This window comes from Halorubrum sp. B52, from assembly GCF_059752555.1.
In genome coordinates this window covers 377,729-402,811 of sequence record NZ_MWTG01000007.1, presented here as the reverse complement: position 1 = coordinate 402,811, position 25,083 = coordinate 377,729, and the positions used below count along the sequence as shown (strand labels likewise).

The window sequence follows — 25,083 nt, the reverse complement described above, 5'->3', positions numbered from 1 at the left end:
ACCAACACTCATTGCCTCGCCAGTTAAGAAGATACGCTCTGCGACGCCGCGGCGTAAGGTCAGCGTAAGAATTGTTTCCAGCGATTAGATCGCGTCCTTACCGCTCTCGACGACGGGCGATCACCGGTCGTCGACGCCGGCGACGAACAGCGCGAGCACGGGGACGATCTCCAGCCGACCGATCCACATCAGCCCGATCATCAGCAGCTTCGTCGTGTTCGGCAGGAACTCGTAGCTCCCGAAGGGACCGAGCGGACCGAGGCCCGGTCCGATGTTCCCGATCGTCGCCAGCGAGGCCGCGAACGCCTCCGTCCCGGTGAGCGCCTCTCCGACCCGCGCCGTGTCGATCTCGATGAACACGGCCGCGAGCGCGAACAGCAGGAAGTACAACAGCGTGAACACCAGAATCCCGCGGATCACGTCTTCGTCGACGACCTCGCCGCCGAGTCGCACGGGCCGGACGACGTCGGGGTTCGCCGTCGTGTACAGCTCCCGGCGGAGCGTCTTCAGCAGGATGAGCCACCGGATGATCTTGATCCCGCCGCCGGTCGAACCCGCCGAGCCGCCGAGGAACATCGCGAACAGCAGGAGGAACTGCGTCTGGGTGTCCCACTGCGCGAAGTCCGCGGTCGCGAACCCGGTCGAGTTCAGCAGCGAGGCGATCTGAAAGGCGCCCTGTCTGAGCGCGTTCTCCGTGGCGCCCTCGGTGATCCCGCCGATTTCGGTCGCCGGGGCCCCGCCGTAAAACAGCCCGACCGCGAGCACCGCCGCGAACCCGGTCACCAGCCCGAGGTACATGCGGAACTCGGTGTTCTCGAACATCCGCGTCGGGTCGTCGCGGAGCACGAACCAGAACAGCGCGAAGTTCACCCCGGCGATCACCATGAAGGGGACGAACACCCACTGGACCACGGGCGAGAACGCCGCGATGCTCTCCGCCTGCGGCGAGAAGCCGCCGGTCGGGAGCGTCGAGAAGCCGTGGGCGATCGCGTTGTACAGGTCCATGTTCGGCGCGAGCGGCGTGAGCCCGAGTCCGAACAGGATGGCGATCAGCGCGGCCGTGAAGCCGGCGTAGATCAGCCAGAGCGCCCGCGCCGTCTCGACGATCCGCGGCGTGAGCTTCTGGAGTCCCGGGCCCGGCGCCTCCGATTTCATCAGCTCCGCGCCGTTGACCGCCAGCTGCGGGAGGATCGCGACCATCAGCACGATGATCCCCATCCCGCCGAGCCACTGCGTGAGCTGTCGCCACATCAACACGGCGTGCGAGTGCCGCTCGAAGCTGATCTCCGCGGTCGCCGTCGCGCCGGTCGTGGTGAACCCGCTCATCGACTCGAACAGCGCGTTCACCGGGTGGCCGAGCGCCGAGGCGGTCCCGTACCCGGCGATGACGTACGGGACCGCGCCGACGATCGCGGCCATCAGCCACGCGAGGGAGACGACCGCCAGCGCGTCCCGCGGTCCGAGGTCCGGCTCGTCGTCGAGCCGCTCCATTCCCGCGCCGAGCGCGACGCCGAGGGTCAGCGAGACCGCGAACGCGACCGCGTCCTCCCCGTAGATCAGCGCCACGACGAGCGGGACGCTCATCGCCGCCGAGAGGTATTTGACGATGCTCCCGGTGTAGCTCAGCGTTGCCCGCGTGTTGACCGTCGTTCGCGTCACGGGTGCCCCCTGATGATATCGATACCAGTCGTAGCCTTCCCGCGCGCAAAGAAGCCGTCGATGGCCTGACCGCCCGGCGGCGAGCGGTCCCTCGCCCCAGGATTCGCGCCCCTCATGAGGTCCAGAACGCCTTCGTGAACAGCACGAGCACGGGGATGATCTCGATCCGACCGATCCACATCAGGACGATCATCACGGCCCGCGTCGTCATCGGGAACGACGCGAACGTCCCGTAAGGGCCCGCGTCGCCGAACGCGGGACCGATGTTGAGGAACGTCGTCGCCGCGGCGCCGAGCGCCTCGAACTCCGTCACCCGGACGTTCGCCCGCTCCGCGTCGACGACGATGACCACGGCGAGCAGGAAGAAGATGATGATCGACAGGAGGAGGTACGCGTAGATGTCGCGGATCGCCCTCTCGTCGACCGGCTTCCCCGAGATCCGGACCGGTCGAACCGACTCCGGGTGAACGGCGGTAAAGAGGTTCCGGCGGAACGTCTTCAGCGCGACCAGCCACCGGAGCGACTTGATCGAGCAGGTGGTCGACCCGACCATCCCGCCGATGAACATCCCCATGAACAGCATGTGCTTCGCCGCGGGCGCCCACAGCACGTAGTCGGTGCTGGCGTATCCCGTCGTCGTCACGATCGACGCGACGTTGAACACGGCGTGCCGGATCGTCCCCTCGGCGCCGAAGGTGGTAGCGGGATCGAGGAACAGGCCGACGGCGACGATCGAGGCCAGCGTCCCCATCGCCCCGAGGTAGAAGTGGAACTCCTCGTTGCGCAGGAGCCGCATCGGTTCCCCGTTGATGGCGAAGTAGATGAGGACGAAGCTCGTCGAGCCGATCACCATGAACGGCACGACCGCCCACTGGATGAGCGGGTGGAACGCGCCGACGGAAAGCGGTTCCGGCGAGAACCCGGCCGTCGCGACCGAGGTGAACGCGTGCGCGATCGCGTTGTACAGGTCCATCCGCGGGTCGACGGCGAGTCCGAGAGAATAGTAGACCGCGATCGCGAGCCCCGTGAGCCCGAAGTAGATCCCCCAGATGAGCCGCGCCGTCTGCGAGATCTTCGGCGTGAGCTTGTTGACGTCCTTGGTCTGCGACTCCGTCTCCATCAGCTGCGCCCCGCCGACGCCGATCTCCGAGAGCACCGCGGTCGCCAAGATGAGGATGCCGAGCCCGCCGAGCCACTGGATCACCTGCCGCCACATCATGACGGAACGGGAGTGGACGGAGAAGTCCCGGAGCACCGTCGCCCCCGTCGTCGTCAGGCCGCTCATCGACTCGAACATCGCGTTCACCGGGTGCGCGACCGTGCCGACGCCGGCGACGACGAAGGGGATCGCGCCGACCGCGGCGACGAGGAACCAGATCAGCGCCACCGCGAGGAACGCCTCGCGGGGCCCGAGGTCCTCCTCCGGGTCCTGTACCGACCGGAACGCCGCGCCCAGGGCGAGCGAGACCGCGATCGCCGCCGCGAACGGGAGCACGGACTCGCCGTAGTAGAGGGCGATCAGCAGCGGGAACGCGAGCGGGACCGGGAGGGCGGTGAGGACGTCGCCGGTGAGCCCCACGCTCGCCCGCCAACCGACCCGGATCCTGGTGGTCACGGTTGTCTCACGCCATCGAAGTGATCGCGCTCACGGAGTCGGACTCCACGAACAGGATGACGTGGTCGCCGGCGCGGAGCACGGTGTCGCCCCGCGGCGTGACGAGCTCGTGGGCCCGGGTGATCGCGCCGATGACGAACCGGGCGTCCGTGTCGGCGACGATCTCCGAGATCGGTCGCCCGACGAGTCCGCATCCCTCGGTGAGCTCGAGCTCCAACACCTCCGCCTGGTCGTTCTCCAACACGGCGATGTTCTCCGCGACGCTCTCGTAGGTGAACCGCGTGATCTCCTCGGCGGTCACGGTGCGGGGGTTGATCGCGATGTCGATCCCGATCTCCTCGAAGACGGTGACGTAGTCCGGGCTGTCGACGACGGCGATCACCCGGTCGACGCCGAGCCGCTTGGCGAGCACCGCGACGAGGAGGTTCTGCTCGTCGGACCCGAGCGCGGAGACGACGATGTCGGCCTCGTCGACGTGTTCGCGGGAGAGGAACTCGGTGTCGGTCGCGTCGTGCTCCATCACGACGGTGTCCGGGAGGTTCTCCGCGAGCCAGCGCGCGCGGTCGGGGTCCCGCTCGATCAGCCGCGGTCCGAAGTCGCGCTCCTCCAACAGCCGCGCGGTCTGGTATCCGATCTCGCTGCCGCCGACGACGACGATCTCGTCGGCCCGGCCGGGGGTCGCATCCGGGGCGACGTCGGTCGCGAACGACTGGACGCTCTCGGGGCTCCCGATGACCACGGCGCGGTCGCCGATCGCGATGCCGGTGTCGCCCCGCGGGATCGTCAGCTCCCCGTCGCGGAACAGGCCGACGAACGTCAGCGACTCGAAGCGGTCGGCCTCGGAGACGGTCTGGCCGGCCACGGGGCTTCCCTCGGCGATCTCGAACTCGGCCATCTGGACCAGCCCGCTCGCGAACGGGTCGACGTCGATGGCGGCGGGGAGGCCGATGACCCGGACGATGTTCTCCGCGGTCAAAAGGTCCGTACACACCATGAAGTCGACGCCGAACGCGCCGTTGCTCCCCTCCCACGTCCGGAGGAAGTCCGTGCTCTTCACGCGGGCGATCGTGAACCCGTCGCCGAGCGTCTTCGCGGTGCCGCAGGCGACGAGGTTCGTCTGGTCGTCGTCGGTGCAGGCGATAACCATGTCCGCGCGGCCGACGTCCGCCGCCGACTGGATCTCCGAGGTCGTGCCGTCCCCGGCGATCGTGAGCACGTCGATCTCGTATTTGAGCTGTTCCGCGCGGTCGGGGTCGACGTCCACGACGACGACCTCGTGGTCCGACGAGAGGCTCGCGGCGATGCTCGTGCCGACCTCGCCGGCCCCGATAACGACCACATGCATGGGCACAACGAGTTACCGGACCCTCAAGTTCGTTACTATCGGTCCCGCCGGGATCGCGGAGCGCCCTACGAGTCCCCGCCGATCCCGGCCTCCGCCGCCCCGCCGAACGACGAGGGGTCCGTCCACTCGTTCCGCCCCGAGACGGTCCGCTGCGGGAACGGGATCGAGATCCCCTCCTCGTCGAACCGCTTCTTGACGGCCTTCACGTAGTCGGCGCGCGCCTTCACGAAGTCGGCCCGCGACGGGTCGTCGATCCAGATCCGCGACTGCAGGCCGACGTACGAGTCCGCCAGCTCGGTCAGCCGGACCGACGGCGCGGGGTCGTCGAGGATCGCGTCGCTCTTCTCGGCCTCCTCGACGATAACCTCGGTCGCCTTCTCGACGTCGTCCTCGTAGTCGATCCCGAAGACGAACTTCAGGCGCAGCGTCTTCTTCGCGACGGGGTTCTTCACCACGTCGCTCGTCAGCGCGTGGTTCGGCACCGTGAGCAGCTCGTTGTCGAACGTTCGCACGCGGGTGACCCGGAAGGAGATGTCCTCCACGACCCCGGAGTTCCCCTGCCACTCGATCCAGTCGCCGATGCGGAACGGCTTGTCGGTGTAGATGAACACGCCCGCGACGAAGTTCTTGATCACGTCCTGGAGCGCGAAGCCGATCGCGAGCGTCGCCGCGGCGGCGATCGTCGCCAGCGACCGCAGGAACCCCTGATACCCCGCCGCCCCGAACGCGACCGTGACGCCCGCGAACAGCACGAGGAACGCGACGATCTTCTGGAGGGGTCGCCGCGCGTGCTCGTCGAGCCCCTGTCTGTCGAACACCCGCAGAACGAGCGCCGAGATGACGATCTTATACAACAGGTACGTCGCGACGACGACGGCGAGGAAGATCGCGGCGTCGATGACGAGCCCGGTCAGCGGGCCGAGGAACGGCTCTAACGTCCCCGCGAGGGCGACGACCGAACGTGTACCGCCCGCGGCGCTCATCAGTGGAGCACCGCCGTGTTCCCGCGCGTCTCCACGAGGTCCGCGTTGACGGCGTCAGCCAGTTCCGCCGCGAGCTCGTCGGTCGTGGTCCCGCCCCGCGCCGCGCGCAGGAACTTCACCTTCACGAGCTTGGCGTCGTCGAGCTGGTCGGCCGCCTCGTCGACGACGGCGTCGACGCCCTTCTTCCCGACCCAGACGGTGACGTCGAGGTCGTGCGCTTCCTTGCGAAGCTGTTGGTCGCTCATACGTCGTTCACTCGGTCGCGGCAGTTGAAGCTTGAGGTTCGCGGACGTCGGGGCCGCTCGGAGCCCGCGGGCGACGCTCGCGCCCGGATCGGCCGCGCTCCCCCTACTCGCGTTCGACGTCGCGCTCTCGCTCCGCGGCTCGCTCTCGCCGCACGTACTCGGCGGCGTCCTCCGGCGTCTCCGTCGCCAGCAACCGGTCGAGCTTCCGCTCGAACTGCTCGTCGGTGAGTTCGCCCTCCGCGTACCGGGTCCGCAGTCGGTCGAGCGCGTCCTGCACGCGCTCGGGTTCCGCCTCGGCGTCCGCGGGCTGGGCGTCCGACGCGTCTCCGGTCGGCGTCTCCGCCTCGTCCTCGTCCGCGTCGAACAGCAACGCGACCACGGGCACGACGACGATGTAGCCGAACAGCATGAGCGGGAGCCACCAGTCGACGTTGAGCAGGAGCGCCGCGAGCCACGTTCCCGTCACGGTCGTCGCTGCGATCCCGCTCGCGTTCCGCTCGAACCGCTCGCGCAGGGAGGACTCCGCCATGGTGCCATTCCTCTCGGTGCGACGACTAAATCGTATCGGCGGCCTCGGGACGCTCCACCGGCGCCTCCCCCGCCCGCGGCCAGAGTTAGACCAATCTAATCTTTTTCTTAGACCCAAAGCGTATTATATTCCCCTCGCCAAACGACTGGTAATGCGCATCGACACGAACGAGCCAACGGGACTCTCTCGCCGGCGGTTCGCCGGCATCGGCGCCGGCGTCCTCGCTGGCGGTCTCGCCGGCTGCACGGGGAACGCCGCCGATCCCGGACCCGGCGTCGGGAGCGACGGCGCGAGCGGGGACGGCACCGACGGCACGAGCGGAGACGGCACCGGCGACGGCGAGTACACGGTCGTGGCTTCCTTCTTCACCTTCTACGACTTCGCGGACACGCTCGCAGAGGGCACGGCCCTGACCGTCGAGAACCTGGTGCCGACCGGGCTCCACGGCCACGGCTGGGAGCCCGACCCCTCGATCCAGCGCCGGATCACCGACGCCGACGCCTTAGTCCACGTCGGCCCCGACTTCCAGCCGTGGGTCGACCGCGCGATCGAGACGCTGGAGGCGGAGTCGACGGAGACGGCGCTGATCAACGCCCGGGCCGGCGTCGAACTGCTCGACCTCGCCGACTCGCTGACCGAGGACGAGGCGGTCGAGGACGCGAAGGACCCGCACTTCTGGCTCGACCCGCAGCGCGCGAAGGTCGCCGTCGCGAACATCGCCGACGGGCTGGCGGACCTCGCTCCCGGCGACGAGGCGACGATCCGAGAGAACGCCGACGCGATCGACGCGGAGCTCGACGCGCTCGACCAGGAGTGGCAGGCCGCCTTCGACGCGGCCGAGCGCGACGTGGCGTTCCTCGCCGCGCACAACGCGTTCCAGTACGTCTCGGAGCGCTACGGCGCGACGATCGAGCCGCTGGTCGTGAACCTCGCGGCCAGCAACGACGTGCGGCCGGCCGACATGCAGCGGGCGCAGGACACCATCGCCGCGAACGACATCCGCCACATCGGCGCGGCCGTCTTCGAGCCGATCCGCCCGGCGAGACAGCTCTTAGAGCAGACCGACGTGGAGGCGTACTTCCCGGTGACGCCGTACGCCGGGACGGCGGAGTCGTGGGTCGAGCGGGGGTGGGGGTACTTCGAGATCGCCCGCCAGGTGAACCTCCCGACGTTCCGGATCCTCCTCGGGATCGACGACCCCGACGACGTGACGTTCGCCGACTACGGCCGGAACTTCGAGCCATGAGCGGGGAAGCGATGCGCGAGGAGACCACGAGCGAGGGAGCCACCGCCGAGCGCGCCTCCGCGAGCGACGCCGACCCCCTCGTCGACGCCCGCGGGCTGACGTTCGGCTACGCCGCGGCGCCCGTCGTCGAGGACGTGGACCTGCGGGTCGACCGCGGCGAGTACGTCGGGATCGTCGGACCGAACGGGTCCGGGAAGAGCACGCTGCTCCGACTCCTCCTCGGGCTCCACGAGCCCGACGCCGGAACGGCCGAGCTGCTCGGCCACCCCGCCCGGGCGTTCGCGGAGCGCGAGCGCGTCGGCTACGTCGCGCAGGACGTGACCGAAGACGAGAAGCGCATGCCGATCACCGTGAGCGAGGTCGTCCTCATGGGTCGGTTCCCGCACGCCGGGTTCGGTCGGGTGACCGCCGCCGACCGCGACCGCGTCCGCGACGCGCTGGCGACGGTCGGGATCGAGCACCTCGCCGACCGGAAGATCACCGCGCTCTCTGGCGGCCAGCGCCAGCGGACGTACATCGCGCGGGCGCTCGCCGGCGAGGCGGAGCTGCTGGTCTTAGACGAGCCGACCGTCGGCGTCGACGCCGAGTCGGTCGACGCCTTCTTCGACCTCCTCGACGGGCTCGTCGCGGACGGGCTCACCGTCCTCCTCGTCGAGCACGACATCGGCGCCGTCATCGAGCACGCCTCGCGGGTGGTCTGTCTCAACCGCGAGGTGTACTTCGACGGCGACCCGGTAGCGTTCGCCGAGAGCGACGCGCTCGACCGCGCCTACGGGACGAACGTGCGCCGCGAGGCGGGGGGGCTCCGGACGTGATCCCGGCGGTACCCGCCGCGGTCGCGTCCGTCCTCCTGTTGAGCGCCCCCTTCGACCTCCTCTCGCGGCTCGTCGGGCTGTGGAGCGACGGGCTCGGCTGGGTCGGCGAGCGGCTCGGGATCGCGATGCTGGAGTACGTGTTCATGCACCACGCGTTCCTCGTGGGCGCGCTCATCGCGGTGATGGCGCCGCTGATCGGCACCTTCCTCGTCCACCGCCAGCTCGCGCTCATCGGCGACGCGCTCGCGCACACCGCGTTCGCGGGCGTCGCCGTCGGGCTGTTCGTCAACTCGCTGCTCGGAACCGGGATCTCGCCGTACGTCACCGCCGTGGTCGTCGCCGTGATCGCCGCCCTGGCGATCGAGCTGATCTCGGAGACCACCGACGCGTACAACGACGTGTCGATGGCGATCGTGCTCTCGACCGGGTTCGCGCTCGGCGCGGTCCTCATCAGCCTGAACACCGGCGGGCTCGCGGTCGGGATCAACCAGTACCTGTTCGGGAACCTCTCGACGGTCTCCCGGGAGAACGCCGTCCTCCTGGTCGTCCTCTTCGCGATCGTCGCGCTGGTCGTCACGGTCACGTACAAGCAGCTGCTGTACGTCACCTTCGACGAGACGGCCGCCCGGGTCGCCGGGATCAACGTCCCGTGGTACAACCGCCTGATGACGACGCTGACCGCGCTCGTCGTCGTCGGCGCGATGCAGATCATGGGCGTCATCCTCGTCGCGGCGATGCTCGTCGTCCCCGTCGCGGCCGCCGCCCAGCTCGCCCGCGGCTTCCGCGAGGCGCTGCTCGCCTCCGTCGTGCTGGCGCAGATCGCGGTGGTCGCCGGGATCACGCTGTCGTTCAACTACAACACGACCGCCGGCGGCACGATCGTCTTAGTCGCCGTCGGCGTCTACATCGCCGCGGTGCTCGCCGGGAAGGTGCAGTCGCGGCGGGCGGGCGACGAGATCCCCGAGCGCGTCGGCGGCGCCGAGCGGACCGCCGGGAAAGCCGGTGCCGGCGCCGGCGACGACGCGGCCGGGACGGAGTCGGCGGACTAGTCCGCCCGCTCCGCGCTCTCGTCGCGGAGGTTCCCGTCGAGCCCGAGGCCGACGCGGTCGCCGTACCGGTCCCAGACGACCACCAGCGACGGGACCAGCAGGATCGAACAGAGGTACGCGTACAGCACGCCGAGCGCGAGCAGCACGCCGAAGTCCCGCAGGAGCGGGATCACCGCGAGCCAGAGGACGCCGAGCCCGCAGACGGTCGTGAGCATGCTCCCGGTGAGCGCGCCGCCGGTGCCCGCGATGGTGACGTCGAGCGCCTCGTCGACCGCGTTGCCGGCCTTGAACTCGTCGACGAACCGGTGGACGAAGTGGACGGTGTAGTCCACCCCGAGCCCGATCGACACCGAGAGGATCGGGGCGTTGATCGGCGTTAAGGGGATGTCGAACAGCCGCATCGATCCGACGAGCAGGCCGACCGTCACGAGCACGGGGACGAGGTTGAGCAGGCCGTAGACGGCCTTCCCCTCCAGGTAGGCGTACGACAGCGCGAGGAACACGGCGGTGAGCGCGAACGCGGCGATCAGGCTCCGGATCGCGGACGCCGTGAGCCGGTCGATCACGGCCTCGTTGACGACGAGGCTCCCGGTCGGCACCGCCTCCAGCGGAGTGCGCTCGGCGAGTTCGCGGACGTCCGCGACCGCCTCCGAGTTGTCGACGCCGGGGCGGATCGCGTAGTCGATCCGCGCGCTCCCGCGGTCGGCGGCGAGGTACCCGCGCGCCTGATCCCGGGCGGGGGAGTCGAGCAGCGCGTCGTACACCTCGTCGACGTCGCGGTCGGGGACGCCCGTGCCGAGCCGGTCGTTGCGGTCCACGAACCTCTCGAACTCGGGGTCGCGCGCCGCCCGGTCCTCGATGACGGTCACGACGCTCGTCGAGGCGGCGCGGCGCCTCTCGGTCGTCTCGAAGGTGGCCGGCGGGTTGCGCGTGGTCCGGTCGATCAGCTCTAAGGCGTCGTCGTCGCGCACGGACTGGTCGACGTACAGCGTCACGCTGCCGACGAAGCTCCGCTCGAACTCCTCCTCGAACAGCGTGAGCACCCGGAGGAAGGTGTAGTCGGTCGGCGCGAGCGGCTCCGGCAGGTTCGAGTACGTCTCCAGCCGGTCCTCGTCGGGGAAGAACGCCTCCTCCGAGAACTCGGTGTTCACGCCGGTCCCGTACGCGCCCCCGACCGCGCCGCCGACGAGCAGGACGGCGACGACGGCGACGGGGGCGACCTTCGAGAGGTCGACCCCGACGCGGAGGACGCGGGCGAGCCGCGAGCCGCCCGACCCGAGCGGGGTCGTGCCGAACTCGGGGATCGGGAGACGCTCGCGCCAGCGGTCGACGACCACCTTCGTCGCCGGGAGGAAGACTCCGAACACCGCGAGCGTGAACGCGATCCCCGCCGCGGCGACGAGCCCGAAGTCGCGGTTCGGCTCGAAGGGGCTCACCAGGTTCGAGGCGAGCCCGAACACCGTGGTGATCGTGACCAGCAGGAAGGCGATCAGGAGCTGGTCGGTCGTGGTTCGCATCGCGGCCCCGATGCCCAGCCCCTCGCCGCGCTCCTCCCGGTAGCGGTTGACGATGTGGATCCCGAAGTCAATCCCGACCGCGAGCAGCAGCGGGAAGACGGTGATCAGCGAGTCGGAGAACGGAATCCGTGCGTATCCCATGAACCCGAACGTCCACAGCAGCGACATGAGGAGCGCGACGAGCCCGATCCCCATGTCGATCGGGTCGCGGTAGGCGAACACGAGGAAGCCCAAGATCAGGAGCAGCGCCGCGGGGAACACGATGACCGCGGTGTCGGTCAGCAGCGCCGTGATCTCCGACTGGAGGACGCCGTCGCCGAAGAGGACCGCGTTCTCGCCGGCTTCGTTGCCCGGGACCGAGTCGACGACGTCGACGCTATGCGTCTGCAGCTCGGTCACCCGGGCGGTCGTCGCCGCCTCGGGCAGGTCGTAAGTGACTCCGACGATCGCGGCCCCCGCCCGCTGCGCGGTCGGGTTGTAGTCGACCGACACCTGCGCCGCCACGGCGCCGGCCGCGTCGGCGTCGGCGATCGCCGCCCGTAGCTCGCCCGGCGTCGCCTCGGCGACCGCGTCGCGTCGCTCGCCCGGCGTCTCGGCGCCCGGGTCGAGCCGCCGAGCGATCGCGTCGGCGTGGCTCGTCGTCGAGCGCACCCGCAGGGTCGACCGCGACTCCAGTCGCTCCTGGGTCTCCAGGACGCGGATCAGCGCTGACCGCGAGAGCACGTTGTCGTCGGTGACGATCACCTGCGCCGACGTCGCCGACCCGCCGATCGACGTCTCGAACTCCTCGTCGATGTCGTCGAGCGCGCGCTGGGCGGGGACGTCCTGCGTGAACTGGTCGGCGCCGGCCGAGGTGGTGATCCCGCCCACCCCGCCGACGGCGACGACGCTGATCAGGAGGAAGACGGCGATCACCGCCGCCGGCCGCTCCGTGACGAGCGCGTCGACCCGCTCGACGAGCCGGTCGGCGGCGTTCACGGGCGCCTCCTTCGAGGCGGCCTCTCTCCGCGTCGTCGGGCTGGCTGGTCGGACATCGGGCTACCGCCGCCGGTAGAAGACGACCGCTCCCGCGCCGGCGACGACGACGAGGAGGCCGACGGCGAGCGGGACGACCGGGAGCCCGCCGTCGTCGGTCGGTTCGGTCACTTCGACCGGGTACTGGGTGACGTCCGAGATGCGGTCGTTCCCGCGCTCGTCGTCGTAGCGGAAGTCTAACTCGATCGGGTGGGTCTCGACGCTCGCGCCGGGCGCGGCCGCCACCTCGAACCGGATCTCCGTCGACTCGCCGGGCGCCAGCTCGTCGACGAACGCCTCGTCGTCGGGGGCCGAGAGCGGGCTGTCGGCGTACAGCCCGGCGTTGATCGACGAGAGCGTCTCCGGGCGCCGATTGGTGATCTCGAAGGAGATCCGGCGGGTCTCGCCCGCCGGAACGGTCGCGTTGTCGGCGACGAGGTCGAACTCGGGTTGCCGCGGCGCGACCTCGATCCGACGGGTCTCGTCGACCGCGAGCGTCGCGTCCCCGTTCGTGTACTCGGTGGTGAACCGGAACTGCCGGGGGCCGGGGTCGGCGCTCCCGCTCACGTCGGCGTCGAACGAGAACTCGACCGACTCGCCCGCCGGGACCGCCGGGAGCGCGTAGCGCCCCTCGCCGATCGTCACCCGGTCGCTCTGCGGGTCGGCGACGAGCACCGCGTCGTCGACGTCGAGCGGCCCCTCGTTGGTGAGCGTCCCGCTGACGGTCCCGGCGTAGCCGACCTCCAGGGTCCCCTCGACGCCGTCGAGCGAGAACGTCTGCTCGGGGATCGGCACCACGCCCGCCCGCGAGGAGGGCGAGGTCGCCTCGATCCCGTCGGCGTCCCGGTAGTCGACCGACGTGACGAGCGCGTACGCCCCCTCGCCGAAGTCCGGCGAGACCGTCGAGTCGAACGTCACGGTCCGGTTCTCCCCGGGCGCCCAGTCGCCGACGAACGACTCGGCGCTCCCGTCGCTTCCGATCACGGCCGCGCTGCCGGTCGAACTGCCCGCGACGATCGCGTCGCGGGCGACCTCGTCGCCGACGTTCCGGAGCGTCGCGGTCACGTCGCCGCCGCCCCCGACCTGCGCCTCCGTGTCGGTCTCCACGATCGCGAAGCGCGCGCCGTCGTCGACGACGATCGTGACGTCGAAGTCGTCGACGCCGCGCCGGTCCTTGTGGTCGTTGAACTCCGGGATGATCTCGAAGGTGTACCGGTAGCGGGCCGTCACCTCGACCTCGTACCGACCGTCCGGCACGTCGTCGGGGACCGTGACGTCGAGCGGGACCTGCACGGGGCTCGCGTCGGTCCGGACGTCGCCGACGACCGTCCGACCGTCGCCGACCTCGATCGGCACGTCGCCGTCGTCGACCTCGAGCGTGAGGCCGCGCGCCGTCGTCACACGGGGGTCGAGCTGGTTCCCGAACTCCATCTCGCCGGTGTTGAGTATGTCCACGGTCACGGTCGACTCGGCCCCGCTCGCCACCGTCCGCTGGGAGGCGAACAGCTCGAGCGCCGGCGACCCGCGGATCTGGCGCTCCGTCGTCTGCGCGGTGACGCCGCCGCCCGCGGCCGGACCGACCGCGGCGGTCCGCGCGTCGTCGACGCCCTGCCCGACCGCGGGCCCCGTCTGTCCGACGGGCGCCGCGGCCCCGGGGAACGCGGCGGCGCCAACGAGGGCCGCGACGGCGACGACCGCGAGGGCCAGCGCGCCGGCCCTCGCGGACCGGCTCATCTCCCGCCTCCGTCGCTTCTCCGATCGACCGCGGAAGGGCGCCGAACCGAGGACCGACCGCCGAACGCGTCGCGTCGAGTCATACGGTCGTGTGGGTCGCTCCCGTGTTAAGCGTGTTGAATGAACGTTCAATCAGGAGCGTTTTGTGCGTGGCCGCGGTGGATTCACCATGCACGACCCGTTCGCGGAGCCGACCGACACCCGGCAGGCCATCCTCGGGGCGGCGTACCGCGCGCTCTGCGAGCACGGGTACGCCGACCTCACGATCAGCCGGATCGGCGAGGCGTTCGACAAGAGCCCGTCGCTCGTCTACCACCACTACGACGGGAAAGACGAGCTGCTCGTCGACCTCCTCGGCTTCCTCCTCGACGGGTTCGAGGCGTCGGTGTCGGCCGGCGAGTTCGACCTGACGCCCCGCGAGCGGCTCGACGCCTATCTCTCGGCGACGACCGAACCGGGGTCCGTCGCCGGCGAGTACGCGCCGGACGCGCAGTTCCTGACCGTCATCGTCGAGCTCCGCGCGCAGGCCGCAAGCGACGACGCCTACCGCGACCACTTCGACCGCAGCGACCGGGTGTTCGAGTCGTTCCTCGAACGGACCGTCCGCGAGGCGGCGGCGGAGCTCGACGGGGACGGCGATTTCGGTGAGGGCGGTCCGAACGGCGCGCGCGGCGAGGCGTCTCCGGTTCCCCCCGTCGAGGTCGCGTCGACGCTCCAGACGCTCGCGACCGGCGGGATGCTCCGCTGGGCGACGACCGCCGACCGCGGCTGGGCCGACGACACCCGACGCGGCGCGCGTCGGTACCTGGAGACGATGCTCCCGCGGGTCGACGTCGAGGAGTGACACCGCGTCTCCCCGGAACCGGGACGCCCGGCGGTCAGCGCTCGGTGACGCCCTCGACGTCCATCCGCGTGACCTCCTCTTCGAGCCACTCGCGGAGCCACTTCACGCGCTTGATGCGCTGGTGGGCGATGCTCTCGGCGGTGTCGGAGACGACGCGCTCGGTGTGGTCGTGGGCGCGCTGGAGCACCCGGTCGACCATCTTCGCGGCGTCCATGTGCGTGCGGGACTCGTATCCCATCCGCAGCAGCATCAGCACGGCGCCGTTCGCGCCCACCTTGTCGAGCAGGTCGGCCTCCATCAGACACCGGCTCTCCAAGGGCACGTCGGTCAGGTCGCCCGTGTACGAGTGGTCGACGACGGCGCCGCACACCTCCTCGATGAACGACTCGGGGTAGTTGCCGCGGCTCTTGAGGTACTCGCGAGCGACGCGCGCGCCCGCCTCGGCGTGTACGTCCTGCTCCGCCTCCAGCTTCGCGACGTCGTGGAACACCGCGGCCACCCGGACCACGTCGACGTCGGCGCCCTCCGCCTCGGCGATCTCGGTCGCGATGTCGACGACGTTGACGATGTGGTTGAAGCGGTACTCCGCGGAGTGCCAGGGGTACCAGCGCATCCGCCCGCCGTCCTCCTCGCTCTCGACGCTGGCCGCGAGGTAGTCCCTCACGAACCCCATCATCTCCTCGAAGTCCTCGTCGCTCACCTCCGTTTCCTTAATCTCGACGCCCACGGGGACCACCTCGGGCGAAAAACTCGTGATTCATTACCGTAACCGAGGAGCGTTTCGTTCTTAGTCGTTACGACGGCGGGCGATCCGCGCCGCTCGGGCCGCACGCGCCGGCCGTCGGCGGTCTCGGCGCTCGGACGCGCGCTCGGACTTCGGCGGCTCGCTCCGCCCCGGACCGTCCGGCGTCCCCGCGTCCCCGCGTCCCGCGTCGCCCGAACGGCGAGATTCTTAAGCACCGCCGGCGACGACCCGGACACATGCTGCGCCCCTGGGGAGACGGCGAGAAGGCCCGCTTCCGGCTTGCCGCGGGGGCGAACATCCTCGGCAACGCGCTGAAGATCGCCGTCGTCGGCGCCACCGGGCTGACGTTCGGGAGCGTCGCGCTGCTCGCCGACGCCGCGCACTCGGTCGCCGACCTCGTCGCCAGCGCGGTCGTGTTCGTCTGGGGGGGCGCCCGCTACGACGCCGCCGACGAGAGGCATCCCCACGGCCACCAGCGGATCGAGCCGCTGACGGCGCTGTTCGTCGGCGCGATCATCGTCCTGCTCGGCGTGTTGCTGCTGCGGGAGTCCGTCTCGGAGTTCCTCGGGTCACCGGAGATCACGGCGAGCCCCGTCCTCGTCGCGGCGCTGGCGTTCGCGCTCGTCGACATGTACCTCCTCTACCGGTACACGGAGCGCGTGAACGCGAGCCTCGGGTCGACGGCGCTGACCGCGCTCGCGGCCGACTGCCTCAACGACATCTACACCACCGTCGCGGCGCTGGTCGGGGTGTTCGGCGTGCTGCTCGGGTTCCCCGTCCTCGACCCGATCGCCGGCGGGCTGGTCAGCGTCCTCGTCGTCTACCAGGGCGTCGAGATCGCCCGCGAGAACGTCACCTACCTCGTCGGCGCCGCGCCGCCGGCCGGGGACCGCGAGCGCGTCACCGAGGCGCTCCGCGAGCACCCGGCCGTCGAGGGGGTCCACGACCTCACCGTGTTCTACGACGGGACCGACTTGGAGGTCGAGGTCCACGTCGAGGTCGACGGCGGGATGACGCTCCGCGAGGCCCACGCCGTCGAGACCCAACTCGTCACCGGGCTCCGCGACTTAGAGGACGTCGGGGACGTCCACGTCCACCTCGACCCCTCCGGCCTCGGCGAGTGGAAGGACGCCGAGGACGCGAGCGACGGGGTCGGGTTCGCTGACGGCGACGAGGCGGTCGACGAGGCGACTGACGGACCCGAAGCGGTCGACGGATCCGGCGCGAGAGACGCCTGACCGGGGGCGATACGCCGCTCTCTTTTCGATTCCAGTTCGGACTCCATCGGCCCGAAAGTTCGCCCGCCGTGCGGGTTTTGCCCCTCGCGTCCCTATCGCGCGTATGGTCGGACGCCGCTGGCTGGAGATGACGTGGCGCGACGGGCTCTTCTGTCACTGGCCGGTCGAGCCCGCCGTCGTCGACGACACGCTCCCCGATCGGCTCTCGGTCGCCACCCACGACGGTGAGGCGTACCTCGGCGTCGTCGCCTTCGTGATGGAGGACATCCGCCCGCGGGGCGTCCCGTTCGGGCTCTCGTTCCCGGAGCTCAATCTCCGGACCTACGTCGAGGGCCCGGACGGCCCCGGCGTCTACTTCTACAACCTCGACGCCGACGACCGGCTCGGCGTCGCGGTCGCCCGGCGGCTGTTCGCCCTGCCGTACTACCGCGCCGAGATGAGCGCGATCCGCCGCGACGACGGGACCGTCCGGTTCCGGAGCCGCCGGACGCACCGGGGCGTCCCGAGCGTCCGGTTCGACGCCACCTACGGGCCGATGGGCGAGGCGTTCGCGGCCGATTCGGGGTCGCTCGCGGCGTTCCTCCTCGAGAACTACCGATTCTACGCCCGCGGGAACCGCCTCTACCGCGGCGAGATCGCCCACGAGCCGTGGACGCTGCGCGAGGGGACCGCCGACGTCCGGGAGAATACCCTGTTCGAGGCGAACGGCTTCGAGCGCCCCGCGGGCGGTCCGATCGTCCACTACGCGGAGCCGGTCGAGGTGAGCGCGGACCGGATCCGGCGGGCCTGAGTCCCCGACGGCGACACCGACCGCGGCCGCGACGGCTGGGGCCGATCTCGGGCTCGACCGCTCCCGTTTCGCCCGGACTTATACGTCGGCGCCGACAACGGCGGCGTATGAGACACGGACACGCGGCGGGGGACCGCCGATGACGTCGCAGTCGCTGCATCCTCGCGTTCGGGTCGTGTGGGTCCTCCGCGCGGTGATCGTCGCGGCGGTGTTCGCCCTCCCCTTCGCCGGCGGGGTCTACATCGACCGCCTCCCGAGGTGGTCGCCCCTCGCCGCCGGCGGCGTCGTCCTCGCGCTCGGCGTGACCCACGCTCTGCTCAAATACCGGCGGTGGAGCTACGAGATCCGCGAGGACGCGCTCTACCTCGACCGCGGCGTGGTCACGCAGGTCAGGACGACGGTGCCGCTGGTGCGGATCCAGCACGTCGACTCCCGACGCGGCCCGGTCGAGCGCGGCGTCGGGCTGGCCTCCTGCGTCGTCTACACGGCCGGCTCCCGCGGCGCGGACGTCCGGATCCCGGGACTGACGCCCGACGGCGCGAGCGACCTCCGCGAGGAGCTGAAGCGACTGGCGATCCGCGCGGACGGGGAGGACGCGGTGTGAAGCTCGCGCCCCTGTCGGTCCCGTACCGCGCGCTCCAGAAGGTGTCGGGATTCGTCGTGATCGCCTTCTTCGTCGCGAACAGCAACGACTGGGGGCTCCCGGCGGCCGCCGCCGCCGGCGGCGCGATCCTCCTCGCGGCGCTCGCGTACGAGACCGCCTACTACCGGCGGTTCGAGTACGAGCTCACGGCCGACACGCTCGACATCTCCTCCGGGGTGATCTCGCGGCGCGAGCGGGAGATCCCCTACCGCCGGATCCAGAACGTCGACGTGAGCCAGAGCGTGATCCAGCGCGCTATCGGGATCGCCGCGGTCGACTTGGAGACGGCGGGGGGCTCCTCCACCGAGGGGTCGATCCGGTTCGTCAAGCCGGACGAGGCGACCCGGCTCCGCCGCGAGGTCCAGCGCCGCAAGTCCGGCTCGTCGGCCGGCGAGTCGAGCGGGGCGGAGGGGGCCGGCGAGACCGCCGCCGGCGACGCGGTCGGTCCGGCGGAGGAGGAGCTGTTCGCCATCTCGCCGGGCGAGCTCGCCCTCGTCGGCGCGCTGTCGTTCGACGGGCGGCTCATCGGCCTGCTGGCCTTCCTGAGCTCGGGGTCGGTGCCGGTGCTCTCGGGGTTCATCCCCGAGACGTCAGCCGCCGCGCTCACCGCGACGGCCATCGTCGCCGTCGGCGCCTTGTTCCTCGTGTCGTGGGTCCTCGGCGCGGGGGTCGCGTTCTCGAATTACTACGGGTTCCGCCTCTCTCGCGCCGGCGACGAGCTCCGCTACGAGCGCGGGCTGTTCCGGCGGTACAGCGGCTCGATCCCGACCGAGAAGGTCCAGACGCTGACGGTCTCCGACAACCCGGCGAAGCGGGCGCTCGGCTACGCGAGCCTCTCGATCGAGACCGCCGGCTACGCGCCCGGCCAGTCCGGCGATCAGGGGAGTCAGGCGGCCGTCCCCATCGCGACGACAGACCGCGTCTACCGGCTCGCCCACGAGGTCGAGTCGTTCGGGACGCCGGCGTTCTCCCGGCCGCCGAAGCGGATCCGGTGGCGCTACGTCGTCCGGTACGCGCTCGTCGTCGCCGTCCTCGTCGGGATCGCGTTCGCGATCGACTGGTACGTGACGCCCGACCTCCCGTGGTACGGCCCGGCGGTCCTGCTGCTCGCCGTGCCGCCCGCCGCGCACCTGAAGTGGAAGCACCGCGGGTACTGGCTCGGCGACGACCACCTCCTCACGCGAAACGGCTTCTGGAGCCGAACGGTGACGGTCGTCCCGTACTACCGGATCCAGACCGTCATCGACAGCCGGACGATATTCCAGCGCCGCTGGAACGTGGCGACGATCGTCGCCGACACCGCCGGGAGCAGCTCGCTCTCAGGAACGTCGGCCGCCGCCGTCGACTTCGAACTCGAGGAGGCGATCGAGCTCCGCGAGACGTTACAGGAGCGGCTCCAGTCGGCGCTCGCGAGCCACCGCGACCGGCGCGACCGCTTCGAGTGGTTCGAGGGTGACGTCGACGAGATCGTCGAGTCGGATCCCGACGACGGCGCGAATGACGCTCCCGCCGAGGCAAGGATCGCGGACGCCGAAGACACCGCCGACGCCGCCGAAGACCCCACCGACGCCGCAGGGGTCGCGGACGCGACCGGGATCCCCGACGCCGAAGCCACCGATGTCGACGACGCCGACAAGGCCGAGACGAGTCCGGAGATCCCCGACGACGGCGTGATCCGTCCGGACTTCTCCACCAGCGAGCGCGACTACTCCGAGCCCGCCGAGCGGATCGACACCGGCGAGTACGCGGTGGACCGCTTCCCCTCGGACGCGGACGTGGCGCATCGCGGAGGCGAACGGGAGGAAGGGGAGAAGGAGGAGGACGACGAGCCCGCGGACGGGTCGGCTGGGAGCGACGACGAGCCCGCTGACGACGAGAAATAGCGCGGCGTCCGCGCCCGCCTACTCGTCGAGTATCTGCTGTGCGATGGTGTTCCGCAGGACCTCGCTGGTCCCCTCGTAGATCTCGTTCAGCTTCGCGTCGCGGTAGAAGCGCTCGGCCGGGAAATCCTTCGTGTAGCCGTAGCCGCCGTGGATCTGGATCCCCTCGTTGGCGACCTCCCGGGAGATCTCGGAGGCGTACAGCTTCGCCTGCGCGGCCTCCTTGATGTACCCCTCGTCGCGCATCTTCAGGTCCGCCGCCTCGTGCATCAACAGCTCCGCGGCGCGGGCCTTCGTGTCCATGTCGGCGAGCTTGTGCTGGATCGCCTGGAAGTCGGCGATCGCGCGGTCGAACTGCTCGCGCTCTTGGGCGTACGACTTGGCCTCGTCGAGGGCGGCCCGCGCGATACCGACGGAGCGCGCCGCAATGGTGATCCGCCCGCCGTTCAGCGTCTTCAGCGCCTGCACGAACCCCTCGCCCTCCTCGCCGAGCCGGCGGTCCTCGGGGATCCACATGTCGTCGAAGCGGAGCTCGGCGGTCGGACACCCCTTGTCGCCGAGCTTCTCTTCCGTCCCCTCTACGACGAACCCGTCGTCCTCCTCCGGACGGACGACGAACGCGGAGATGCCCTTCCGGCCCGCGTCGGGGTCGGTCTTCGCGAACAGCGTGACCGTGTCCGCGACGGAGCCGTTGGAGATCCAGAGCTTCCCGCCGTTGACGATGTACCCGTCGCCGTCGCGCTCCGCGGTCGTGGTCATCGCCGGCACGTCCGAGCCGGCCTCGGCCTCCGAGAGCGCGAACGCCCCGATCTCCTCGCCGGTGTTGAGCGCGCTGAGGTAGGTCTCCTTCTGCCGCTCGTCGCCGAACTCGTACAGCATGTTACCGGCGAGCGAGGTGTGGGCGGCGACGACGGTGCCGAGCCCGCCGGAGCCGCGCGAGATCTCCGCGAGGCCGATCGCGTAGCTGTGGTAGTCGAGCCCGGCGCCCTCGTACTCGACCGGGAACGGCATTCCCATGAGCCCCAAGTCGGCCATCTCGTCGATCAGGTCGGCCGGGAACTCGTCGGTCTCGTCGATCTCGGCGGCCCGAGGGACGACCTCCTCGTCGACGAACGCCGCGACGGTGTCGCGGATCTGACGCTGTTCCTCGGAGAGCGCGAAGTCCATGCCACGAACTCCCGCGCACGGCGACTTATCGGTTTCTACACGATCCTACACGGGGGCGAGGTTTCTCGCGGCCGATCGGCGCCCAGTCGGTCGATTCCGTCCCGCGAACGCCGTCGAATTCGACGCCGATCGGACGTGCGACGCCCTGCGGCGTTCCACGAGGCTTTTTATGCGTTGTGCCGTAAGTGTCGGTAACTGAATGAGCGGACGAGCACACGATCCCGTCGAGCCCGACCTCTCGTGGTGTCACGAGGCGGTTCAGGGCGTTTCTCGGACCTTCGCGCTGACGGTCGACGTGTTGGAGGAGCCGATGGCCTCGCAGATCTGCGTCGGCTACCTCCTCTGTCGAGTCGCCGACACCGTCGAGGACGCCGGCCACATCCCTCCGGGAGCGCAGAGCGACGTGCTTCGCACGTACCGCGACGCCGTCGACCCCGAGACGGAGGTCGACATCGCCGAGTTCCGCGACGCGGTCGACGAGTGGCTCCCGGCGCCCGCCGAGCGCGACGAGGACTGGGAGGTCGTCGCCGAGGCCCCGACGATCGTGGCGACGTTCGAGGACTTAGACCCGGAGGCCCGCGAGGCCATCGTCCCGCCCGTACTGGAGATGGTCGACGGGATGGCGATGTTCGTCGACCGCCACGCCACCGAGGGCGGGCTCCGCATCGACGACCGCGACGAGTTAGAGCAGTACTGCTACTACGCCGCCGGCACCGTCGGCAACCTCATCACGAACCTCCTCACGCGCGGCGACGTGGGCGAGGAGCGGGCCCGGCGCCTCCGCGAGACCGCCGAGGAGTTCGGCCTCCTCCTCCAGCTCGTGAACGTCTCGAAGGACGTGTACGACGACTACACCGAGGAGAACAACGTCTACCTCCCGGCCGAGTGGCTGGCCGACGAGGGGGTCGAGCAGGAGCGCGTCGTCCACCCCGAGAACCGGGAGTCGTCCGCCCGCGTCGTCGATCGCACCGCGGAGTACGCCCGGTCGTTCCTCGACGACGCGCAGGCGTACCTCGAGACGATGCCGCTCTCGAACGGGAACACGATGGAGGCGTGGACCGTGCCGTACCTGCTCGCGGTCGGCACCCTCCGCGAGCTCAACTCCCGGCCCGAGGACGCGCTCACCGAGACCGGCGTGAAGGTCTCCAGGCAGGAGGTGTTCGCGGTGATGTCCGTCGCCGGCGAGGTCGGCCGCGACTCGTTGGCCGACCTCCGGCGGACGATCGCCCGGACGCCGTTCCACCGGGCCGTCGAGCCGGCCGACTGACGGCTTCGGCCGCTTTTTATTTCCAGTTATAAGCGCGCCCTCGCTCGCGAGACCGCCGGCACGCTCACGCCGACCGTCTCCGCGAGCGCCTCGGCCGCGCTCAGCAGCCACTCGGCGCGCTCGATCCGCGAGTCGAGGTCCCCCGGGCCGATCCGGTACGCCTCGACGAGCTCCTCGACGGTGGCGCCGCCGATCCACTCGTCGAGGATCCGGGCGGTCTTCACCGACTCCAGCCACTCCTCGAAGTCGTCGGTCTCGCCCATCGCCGTGGTCAGCTGTCCCGCGTTCGCCCGGGCGAACCGGTAGATATCGGCACGCTCCTCGTTGCCGAGGTAGGTGTCCTGCATGTCGGGGGTGTCGCAGATCACCTCGAAGACGGTGAGCGTCGTCGCGGCCTCCATGTCGGCGGCGGTCCGCAGCCCGGCGACGATCCGCTCGCCGGTCTCCGGCCTGACGTACTGCTTCGAGGTGGTCTCGCCGACCGGGGTGGCGACCAGCCGGTAGGCGTCGACGCCGCCGGTCTCCCGGCGGACCATCCCGGCCGCGACGAGGTCGTCGACCGCGACGGCGACGGCGTCGGCGAGGCCGCCGGCGCCAGCCTCCCGGGCGTAGAAGGTCCCCTCGAAGACCCCGAGGATCTCCTCTTCCGTCTCGGCGAAGCCGGTCGCGACCGCCGAGAGGACGTGCGTCCGGAGCGACGCCGGGTCGGCGAGTTTCGACTCGACGGCCTCGGGCTTGCCCTCCACGTACCGCTCGACGAGCTCGGCCTCGGTGTCGGCGTCGCCGACGAGCACCGCCTCGCCGTGCGGGTCGAGCCCGGGGCGGCCCGCGCGGCCGCACATCTGGTGGACCTCCAGCGTCGGGAGCCACTCCATCGCCGAGCCGGCGTACCGCTTCTGGTCGCGGACCACGACGCGCCGCGCGGGGACGTTGACGCCGGCGGCGAGCGTCGGCGTCGCGCAGATGCAGGCGACGTCGCGGTCGCGGAACGCCGCCTCGACGACGGAGCGGTGCCCGGAGCGGAGCCCGGCGTGGTGGAACGCCACCCCCGACCGGAGGCAGTCGGCGAGCTGTCGCCCGGTGACCGTGCCGTCGACGTCTTCGACCTCGTCGGCGGCCGCCGCCGCGGCCGACTCGATCCCCATCTCGCCCGCGAGCCCGTCCTCGGCGAGCCGCTCCGCCAGCGCGACCGCCTCGGTGCGCGACCGGACGAACGCGAGACACTGGCCGCCGTCGGCGACCGTGTCGGCGACGAGCGCGGCCGCGACGTCGCTGTCGTCGGGGTCGTCGTCCTCGTCTTCCACCGCCTCGGCGTTCCCCTCACCGTCGACCGCGACGTCGATCGCTGTCCTGTCGTCGAACTCAACGTGACCGCCGACGGCGACGCCGGTCCGGAGGTCGACGGGGCGCCAGTCGGACTCGACGAGCGTCGCGTCCAGCCACCCGGCGATCGCCTCCGGGTTGTCGACGGTGGCCGAGAGCGCGACGACCTGCACGTCGGGGTTCCGGCGGCGCAGCGTCGCGAGCGTCACTTCGAGCGTCGGGCCGCGGCGCTCCGCGCCGAGGAGGTGGACCTCGTCGACGACGACGCAGGCGAGCTCGTCGACCCAGTCGGCCCCGTTTCGGATCGCCGAGTCGACCTTCTCGCTGGTGGCGACGACGACGTCGTTGCCGGCGAGCGCCTCGCCCGTGGCGTCGAAGTCGCCGGTGGAGATCCCCACGTCGACGCCGGGCAGCGCGGCGAACGCCTCGTACTTCTCGCGGGCGAGCGCCCGGAGCGGGCAGACGTACAGTCCCGGGCCGTCCGCGGTCAACAGCCCCAGCTCGGCGACGAACGTCTTGCCCGAGGCGGTGGGGATCGCGGCGACGACGTTCGCGCCCTCGCAGACGCCGGCGTCGACGGCGGCCGCCTGCGGCGGGTACAGCTCTCGGATCCCCCGCTCGGCGAAGTGATCGACGTACGGCTCGGCGAGCGGGAGGTCGCTGACGCGCATTCGGTCGTCGGTTCGGCCGGACCGTATTTAAATAGTCGGCGGGTCACGGATTCGGGGTCGCGTCGAACGTCCGGTCGAGGGCCGCGCCCGGGCCGTCAGCTCCCGTCGTCGAACTCCTGGAACAGCTTCTCGAAGTCCTCGTCGTCCTCGGTGACCGCCTCCAGCGACTCGTCGGCCTGCGACCGAAGCTCCGCTATCCGGTCGGTGAGGCGCCGATACTCGTCGTTGTCGGAGAGTTCGGTGGCGCTCTTCTCGGTCTCCAGCATCGCCTTCTTCGAGGTCAGCGAGAACAGCTCCTGTACCTCCGTGTCGTACTCCCCCCGTCGCAACAGCCCCGTGACCGTGTCCTTGAGGGTGTCGCTGGTGACGGGTTTCACGAGGTAGTCGTCGAACCCCATCTTCAGGATATCGAAGTCGGGCTCGACGGCGGTGACCATCGCGACCCGGCAGTCGATGCCGCGCTCGCGGACGGCCGACAGAACCTCGTCGCCCGAGAGGCCGGGCATCCGCCTGTCCAAGAGGATCGCGTCAACGTCGTCGTCGACCTCGTCGAGCTGCTCCAGCGCCTCCTGGCCGCCGTACGCGGTCCGAACGCGGTACTCGTCGCCGAGCCACGCGGCGTACAGGTCGGCCAGATCTGGTTCGTCCTCGACCACGAGGACCAGCGGCGGTTGCTCACTCATGGATTCTCGGAGCGACGACGTGTTCGCTCACACGTTTCGTCTTTTCGCGGACTATATTAAAATACCTCTTCGGGACCACGC

At 70.5% G+C, this 25,083-nt stretch carries 21 protein-coding genes; 9 read left to right on the top strand and 12 right to left on the bottom strand.

Translation table 11 applies throughout. The features are described from left to right. Positions 1-120 precede the first annotated feature (120 nt). From B4V04_RS03435 to B4V04_RS03410, 6 genes are all read right to left on the bottom strand, one after another. The gene (locus B4V04_RS03435) at positions 121-1,659 is read right to left on the bottom strand and encodes a TrkH family potassium uptake protein (protein ID WP_498229185.1); all 1,539 of its coding nucleotides are present in this window, start codon (positions 1,657-1,659) and stop codon (positions 121-123) included. 112 nt (positions 1,660-1,771) lie between these two features. Continuing rightward, complete coding sequence (locus B4V04_RS03430; RefSeq protein ID WP_498229184.1) at positions 1,772-3,274, bottom strand: TrkH family potassium uptake protein; 1,503 nt, start codon at positions 3,272-3,274, stop codon at positions 1,772-1,774. Positions 3,275-3,281: 7 nt separating this feature from the next. Then, positions 3,282-4,619: a Trk system potassium transporter TrkA gene (gene trkA, locus B4V04_RS03425; RefSeq protein ID WP_144799026.1), complete on the bottom strand. Its 1,338-nt coding sequence runs from the start codon at positions 4,617-4,619 to the stop codon at positions 3,282-3,284. A gap of 65 nt (positions 4,620-4,684) precedes the next feature. Next, positions 4,685-5,602, bottom strand: a complete 918-nt coding sequence (locus B4V04_RS03420) for a mechanosensitive ion channel family protein (RefSeq protein ID WP_498229182.1) — start codon at positions 5,600-5,602, stop codon at positions 4,685-4,687. Continuing rightward, on the bottom strand, positions 5,602-5,847 hold the full coding sequence (locus B4V04_RS03415; RefSeq protein ID WP_144799024.1) for a YhbY family RNA-binding protein: 246 nt from the start codon (positions 5,845-5,847) through the stop codon (positions 5,602-5,604). The genes B4V04_RS03420 and B4V04_RS03415 overlap by 1 nt, the downstream gene beginning before the upstream one ends. Before the next feature lie 103 nt (positions 5,848-5,950). Next, positions 5,951-6,376, bottom strand: a complete 426-nt coding sequence (locus B4V04_RS03410) for an SHOCT domain-containing protein (protein WP_144799023.1) — start codon at positions 6,374-6,376, stop codon at positions 5,951-5,953. Positions 6,377-6,527: 151 nt separating this feature from the next. On the opposite strand from B4V04_RS03410, the gene B4V04_RS03405 reads away from it, so the two are divergent. Genes B4V04_RS03405 through B4V04_RS03395 form a run of 3 tightly spaced genes read left to right on the top strand, consistent with a single transcriptional unit; the run spans position 6,528 to position 9,486 of the window. Beyond that, positions 6,528-7,622 carry a metal ABC transporter substrate-binding protein gene (locus B4V04_RS03405; RefSeq protein ID WP_498229180.1) on the top strand — a complete coding sequence of 365 codons (1,095 nt, stop codon included), beginning with the start codon at positions 6,528-6,530 and terminating at the stop codon, positions 7,620-7,622. After that, positions 7,619-8,437, top strand: coding sequence for a metal ABC transporter ATP-binding protein (locus tag B4V04_RS03400; protein ID WP_498229179.1), 819 nt, complete (start codon positions 7,619-7,621; stop codon positions 8,435-8,437). Before B4V04_RS03405 ends, B4V04_RS03400 begins: the two co-directional genes overlap by 4 nt. Next, positions 8,434-9,486, top strand: coding sequence for a metal ABC transporter permease (locus B4V04_RS03395; RefSeq protein WP_498229177.1), 1,053 nt, complete (start codon positions 8,434-8,436; stop codon positions 9,484-9,486). The genes B4V04_RS03400 and B4V04_RS03395 overlap by 4 nt, the downstream gene beginning before the upstream one ends. Here the strand turns inward: B4V04_RS03395 and B4V04_RS03390 are convergent. Together B4V04_RS03390 and B4V04_RS03385 are read right to left on the bottom strand one after the other, a co-directional pair. Continuing rightward, on the bottom strand, positions 9,483-11,981 hold the full coding sequence (locus B4V04_RS03390) for an efflux RND transporter permease subunit (RefSeq protein ID WP_498229175.1): 2,499 nt from the start codon (positions 11,979-11,981) through the stop codon (positions 9,483-9,485). The two genes, B4V04_RS03395 and B4V04_RS03390, sit on opposite strands and share 4 nt — an antisense overlap. Positions 11,982-12,041: 60 nt before the next feature. After that, positions 12,042-13,751, bottom strand: coding sequence for a COG1361 S-layer family protein (locus B4V04_RS03385; protein WP_498229173.1), 1,710 nt, complete (start codon positions 13,749-13,751; stop codon positions 12,042-12,044). Positions 13,752-13,920: 169 nt separating this feature from the next. On the opposite strand from B4V04_RS03385, the gene B4V04_RS03380 reads away from it, so the two are divergent. Continuing rightward, positions 13,921-14,595, top strand: coding sequence for a TetR/AcrR family transcriptional regulator (locus B4V04_RS03380; RefSeq protein ID WP_498229171.1), 675 nt, complete (start codon positions 13,921-13,923; stop codon positions 14,593-14,595). Between the two features lie 34 nt (positions 14,596-14,629). On the opposite strand, the gene B4V04_RS03375 is transcribed toward B4V04_RS03380, so the two are convergent. Then, positions 14,630-15,331: an HD domain-containing protein gene (locus B4V04_RS03375; RefSeq protein ID WP_498229169.1), complete on the bottom strand. Its 702-nt coding sequence runs from the start codon at positions 15,329-15,331 to the stop codon at positions 14,630-14,632. Between the two features lie 245 nt (positions 15,332-15,576). On the opposite strand from B4V04_RS03375, the gene B4V04_RS03370 reads away from it, so the two are divergent. The 4 genes from B4V04_RS03370 to B4V04_RS03355 all read left to right on the top strand — a co-directional run bounded on the left by B4V04_RS03370 (position 15,577) and on the right by B4V04_RS03355 (position 19,894). Further along, positions 15,577-16,578 carry a cation diffusion facilitator family transporter gene (locus B4V04_RS03370; protein WP_498229167.1) on the top strand — a complete coding sequence of 334 codons (1,002 nt, stop codon included), beginning with the start codon at positions 15,577-15,579 and terminating at the stop codon, positions 16,576-16,578. Positions 16,579-16,681: 103 nt separating this feature from the next. Continuing rightward, positions 16,682-17,368, top strand: coding sequence for a YqjF family protein (locus tag B4V04_RS03365; protein ID WP_498229165.1), 687 nt, complete (start codon positions 16,682-16,684; stop codon positions 17,366-17,368). Between the two features lie 139 nt (positions 17,369-17,507). Further along, a complete protein-coding gene (locus tag B4V04_RS03360) occupies positions 17,508-17,972 on the top strand; it encodes a PH domain-containing protein (RefSeq protein ID WP_498229164.1) in 465 nt (154 codons plus the stop codon). Continuing rightward, positions 17,969-19,894, top strand: coding sequence for a PH domain-containing protein (locus B4V04_RS03355; RefSeq protein ID WP_498229162.1), 1,926 nt, complete (start codon positions 17,969-17,971; stop codon positions 19,892-19,894). The genes B4V04_RS03360 and B4V04_RS03355 overlap by 4 nt, the downstream gene beginning before the upstream one ends. Positions 19,895-19,912: 18 nt before the next feature. Here the strand turns inward: B4V04_RS03355 and B4V04_RS03350 are convergent, their stop codons facing one another. Next, positions 19,913-21,058 carry an acyl-CoA dehydrogenase family protein gene (locus tag B4V04_RS03350; RefSeq protein ID WP_498229160.1) on the bottom strand — a complete coding sequence of 382 codons (1,146 nt, stop codon included), beginning with the start codon at positions 21,056-21,058 and terminating at the stop codon, positions 19,913-19,915. 199 nt (positions 21,059-21,257) lie between these two features. On the opposite strand from B4V04_RS03350, the gene B4V04_RS03345 reads away from it, so the two are divergent. Further along, on the top strand, positions 21,258-22,325 hold the full coding sequence (locus B4V04_RS03345) for a phytoene/squalene synthase family protein (RefSeq protein ID WP_498229158.1): 1,068 nt from the start codon (positions 21,258-21,260) through the stop codon (positions 22,323-22,325). Between the two features lie 26 nt (positions 22,326-22,351). Here the strand turns inward: B4V04_RS03345 and B4V04_RS03340 are convergent, their stop codons facing one another. Beyond that, complete coding sequence (locus tag B4V04_RS03340) at positions 22,352-24,319, bottom strand: DEAD/DEAH box helicase (RefSeq protein WP_498229156.1); 1,968 nt, start codon at positions 24,317-24,319, stop codon at positions 22,352-22,354. A gap of 95 nt (positions 24,320-24,414) precedes the next feature. Further along, positions 24,415-25,002 carry a HalX domain-containing protein gene (locus B4V04_RS03335; RefSeq protein ID WP_498229154.1) on the bottom strand — a complete coding sequence of 196 codons (588 nt, stop codon included), beginning with the start codon at positions 25,000-25,002 and terminating at the stop codon, positions 24,415-24,417. Positions 25,003-25,083: the final 81 nt, after the last annotated feature.